The sequence below is a fragment of the Paenibacillus sp. genome, assembly GCF_035645235.1.
Lineage (GTDB): Bacteria > Bacillota > Bacilli > Paenibacillales > YIM-B00363 > Paenibacillus_AE.
Genome location: NZ_DASQMZ010000139.1, coordinates 1 through 3,811, shown reverse-complemented (window position 1 = coordinate 3,811; position 3,811 = coordinate 1). Strand labels below are relative to the sequence as shown.

Genomic DNA, 3,811 nt, shown 5'->3' with positions numbered 1-3,811 from the left:
AACCGGCGACTGGTTGTTTCGTTTGGCGAGTGCTGCACGTCCCCTAGACGCCCCCAAAACGCCCGCCGCTCCCGAACGTTATAGGAAAGACGACGGACGGGAGAGGAACACGACATGTCGAGACGAAAATGGCTCCGGATCGCAGCTCGGGCGCTCCTCGTCGCGGGACTCGCGGCCGCGTCGCTGGTGCTGACGGCGGCGGCCTACGTGCATTCGCTCGACGTCAGCGAGCTCGGGGAGCCGATGGCGCAGCCGACGCGCATTTTGGATCGCGACGGCGAGGAGATCTATAAGCTTACGGTACGCAAATTCGAGCCGGTGTCCATCGATCGCATGCCGGCGGCGCTGCTCGAGGCGATCGTGGCGATCGAGGATCGCCGCTATTACGAGCATCCCGGCGTCGATGCGGCTTCGATCGCGCGCGCGGTCTGGGTCGACCTGAAGGAGCGGGAATTCGTCGAAGGCGCGAGCACGATTACGCAGCAGCTCGCCAAGCGCGCGTTCCTGACGCCGGAGAAAAGTCTCGAGCGAAAGCTGCGCGAAGCGGCCTATGCCTTGAAGCTCGAGATGACGTACGACAAAGACGAGGTATTGGAGCGGTACTTGAACTCGATTTATTTCGGCGAGGGCGCGTACGGTGTGCAGGCGGCGAGTCTCACGTATTTCGGCAAGGACGTGTCCGAGCTGACGGTGCCGGAGGCGGCGCTGCTGGCGGGACTGCCGAAGGCGCCGAGCCGGTATTCGCCGTTCGACAACCTGGAGGGCGCGCTGGAGCGGCGAAACCTAGTGCTGCAGAAGATGGCGGAGCAAGGGTTTCTTACCGATGCGGAGCTGCAGGAGGCGCTGGCTTCGAGGCCCGTTTTGCATGACGGGGCAGCTGCGGACGACGCGTCCGCGGCGTACGCTTCCTATGTCGACGCCGTCATCCAGGAGGCGATCGACCGATACGGCATGACGGAGCAAGCGCTGCTGTCGGGCGGCTATACGATTCGCACGGAGATGGATCGGCGCATGCAGGAGGCGGCCGCCGAGGTGTTCCGAGACCCGGCGATGTTCCCGGCTTCCGCGGGAGAACGGGGCGTCGAGAGCGGCGCGGCGTTCGTCGATCAAGCGACGGGGGGCGTGCGAGCGCTCATGGGATCGCGGGAGGAAGGTCCGTACCGGGCGTTCAATCGAGCGACGCAGCTGAAGCGCCAGCCGGGCTCCGCGTTCAAGCCGATCGCGGCGTACGGTCCGGCATTGGAGGAGGGGTATACGCCGTACTCGATGCTGTACGACGGACCGATCGACGTGAACGGCTATCGCCCGCGCAACTGGGACGGCCGGTACCACGGGGACATGACGATGGCGGAGGCGATTCGGCAGTCGTGGAACGTGCCGGCGGTGTGGCTATCGGATAAGATCGGCGTGGAAAAGGGGATCGCCTTCGCGGAGCGGCTCGGCATGCCGCTGACCGAGAACGATCGCGGCCTCGGGCTCGCGCTGGGCGGACTGTCGGAGGGCGTGTCGCCGCTGGCGATGGCGCAAGCGTTCTCGGCGTTCGCGAACAACGGGGTGCTATATGAAGCCCATACGATCCAGAGCATCGAATCGCGGGACGGCCGCGTCGTCGCAAGCTTTCAGGCGGAGCCGCGGCAGGCGATGGAGGCGAACGTCGCGTATACGATGACGCTGCTGCTGCAGCATGCCGTCGCCGAAGGGACGGGGCGCGCGGGCGCCGTGCCGGGGTGGCCGACGGCGGGGAAGACGGGCACGACGCAGCTGCCCGATACGGCGGAATTCGCCGGCGTCGACGGCGGCGCGAAGGATCTTTGGTTCGCCGGCTACACGCCGGCGCTGACGGGCGCGGTCTGGATCGGGTACGACCGTACGGATCGGTCGCATTATATGACGACGACAAGCGCGGCGGCGGCCGTGTTCCGCGAAATCATGACGCGGGCGCTCGCGGACGAGACGCCGCGCCCGTTCGCGGCGCCGCCCGGCTTCAAGGCCGACTGGGATCGGGACGACCGAGCGGGCGAGGAGCGGCCGAAGAAGAAAGGCAAGGGTCGCGACAAAGCGCGCGAACGCGACGACGACGAGGAGGAAGAGCGGCGCGACCGCAAGGGGAGAGGCGAAGGCAAAGGGAAGAACCGGGAGTAAGGCCGGCCTCGGCATGTTTCCGCTCCGACTGGGGATACTGAGAGAATATACCAGGCGGAACGAGGGACTTACGATGGAATTCGAGCTGGATCGCGACGGCCGAACGGCGGAAGGCGAACGGTATTACGTCTATGCGGTCTCCCATGGGAAGAAGCGCTGCATCGGGCAGGCGGTCCGTTCGGACCGGTCCGGCCTCTGGTCGGCGTACGCGGAGGGCGAGCTGCTCGCCTGCGCGTCGACGTCGGAGGAAGCCGCGTTGAAGCTGTGGACGTACGAAGCCGTCCGCCGGCCAGAGCTCGACGGCGGCGCGCAGCGAAAGCCGCTGCGGGATTGTACGGTGGAGGAGCGCTTCGTGCGGATGCGCAGGAAAATTCCGAAGCAGACGCAATTTACGGATCAGGTGGTGCAGAGCCTGCGGCACGTCCCGCTCGAGCGACGGGCGAGGCTGCTGGAAGACGTAAGCGAGCTGATCGAGGATATGGAGTCGCAGCTGCTCTGGTGGCGCAAGGTGAAGAAAGAACTCGCCGCCGCGCCGAAGCTGAGCCGCTTCAAATGACGAACGGGCCGCCTCCGACCGCAGCTTTCCGCTGCGCCAGGGGCGGCCCGTTACGTATTATTGCGGGATGATCACGGGTTGTCCCGGGTAAATCAAATTCGGGTTGCGGAACCGGTTGACGGCTTGCAGCTGCTGCCAAGTAAGGCCGTATTTCGCCGCGATGGCGGACAGCGTGTCGCCCGGCTTCACGACGTATACCGTACCGGCGCCGGCGGCCGTCGGCTTCGGCGCCGCGGAGGCGGCCGACGTAGGCTCGAGGCCGTAGACGGCTACCGTGCCGGACACTTCATGAGCGACGAGTAGGAGCGCCATGCCGTTCGGGCTTTGCGCCGCCGGGACGAACTTCATGCCTTCCGGCGCCAGGTCGCCGCGCGCGTCCTCCGTCCAGAAGTCGCGCGTCGTGAAGTAGCCGTCTTTGCCCGGCTTCGTCGGATTCGTGACGTCTTGCCAGTAGATGCCGCCCGTCCGCTCGAGGCCGACGAACGCGTACCGCTTGCCGCCGACGACGCCCGAGACGACCGCTTCGGGTTCGGGCCCCTTGTCGTCGCTGCGGTTGTCGAATGCATTTTCCGTATTGTCGGCATTGTACAGCACTTCCCAGGTCGCGCCCTTCGTCTTGGCCGCGGACGCGGAGGCTTCCATCGTCAGCTGCTCGAAGCGGCTGCCGCTGTCGTAGACGCGCGTGACGCTGCCGTCCGCCGACGCTTCCCAGATCGTGTAGGAGCGCGCGCCGTAGCTGTAAATCGACTCGTACTTTCCGTCGGCGTTCATCGGCGCGGCTGTCGTCGTCTTCAGTCGGCCGAGCTGCTCGTCGCCGAACGCGTCGGACGAGAACGCATAGTTTTCGACGAGGTCCTTCACGCGCTCTTCCTCGCTATACCCGTCGTAGTCCCGCGAATCGCCTTCGTTCGCCGTCAGCACGTAATGCTTGCCGCCGACCGAAAATACGTCCATGCCGTCCGGCATATACATGCCGAGCACAGGCCAAGGCCGGATCGAAGCGGCGTCGTCCTTGTCGGAGGCGTCGAGGCCGCCTTCCTTCGCATAATCTTTGTAGCCGAGGCTGCGCACCGCCGTGATCGAAGCGGACGCGATATCGAGAATCGCGAGCGC

Annotated in this window: 3 protein-coding genes; 2 read left to right on the top strand and 1 reads right to left on the bottom strand. The window is 65.8% G+C overall.

Annotation, left to right across the window (positions count from 1 at the left end; translation table 11 throughout):
* Positions 1–114 precede the first annotated feature (114 nt).
* Positions 115–2,142, top strand: coding sequence for a PBP1A family penicillin-binding protein (locus tag VEZ38_RS13635; RefSeq protein ID WP_324894267.1), 2,028 nt, complete (start codon positions 115–117; stop codon positions 2,140–2,142).
* A gap of 73 nt (positions 2,143–2,215) precedes the next feature.
* On the top strand, positions 2,216–2,698 hold the full coding sequence (locus VEZ38_RS13630; RefSeq protein ID WP_324894265.1) for a hypothetical protein: 483 nt from the start codon (positions 2,216–2,218) through the stop codon (positions 2,696–2,698).
* A 57-nt stretch (positions 2,699–2,755) separates the two neighbouring features.
* Here the strand turns inward: VEZ38_RS13630 and VEZ38_RS13625 are convergent.
* The coding region (locus tag VEZ38_RS13625) for a choice-of-anchor I domain-containing protein (protein WP_324894263.1) at positions 2,756–3,811 on the bottom strand (1,056 nt) is incomplete at its 5' end.

What these genes read in the sequence shown, in the direction of transcription:
- VEZ38_RS13630 (WP_324894265.1), top strand. Translation starts at nt 2,216, where the DNA reads ATGGAATTCGAGCTGGATCGCGACGGCCGAACGGCGGAAGGCGAACGG.
- VEZ38_RS13635 (WP_324894267.1), top strand. Translation starts at nt 115, where the DNA reads ATGTCGAGACGAAAATGGCTCCGGATCGCAGCTCGGGCGCTCCTCGTC.